Origin of the sequence: Roseococcus sp. SDR, assembly GCF_019083995.1 — a bacterium.
Lineage (GTDB): Bacteria > Pseudomonadota > Alphaproteobacteria > Acetobacterales > Acetobacteraceae > Roseococcus.
In genome coordinates this window covers 1-247 of sequence record NZ_JAHRCU010000062.1, presented here as the reverse complement: position 1 = coordinate 247, position 247 = coordinate 1, and the positions used below count along the sequence as shown (strand labels likewise).

Here is a 247-nt window from a genome sequence, read left to right as displayed (position 1 = left end):
CGCAATCGCCGCCCATTGCCGGTCCGAAAGCCAGAACTCACCCGCCATGACCCAAGCTCCGCTACCCAGCAGCTTGAATCACACCCCGCCGCGTCGCGCCTAGAACTGATTGGGTTTGGAGCCTAGGCTCCAGACTCATTCATGTCCATCCGAGGAGGATGGCGGCGATGGCGACGGCTGATGCGAAGTTGGCGGCGAGCTTGTCGTATCGGGTGTGGATGCGGCGCCAGTCCTTCAGCCGTCCGAT

The 247-nt window shown here is 62.8% G+C and carries 1 pseudogene; it reads right to left on the bottom strand.

Annotated elements, in window-relative coordinates:
* Nucleotides 1–139: 139 nt before the first annotated feature.
* A pseudogene (locus KTR66_RS24665) lies at nt 140–247 on the bottom strand (IS5/IS1182 family transposase); the annotation flags it as partial.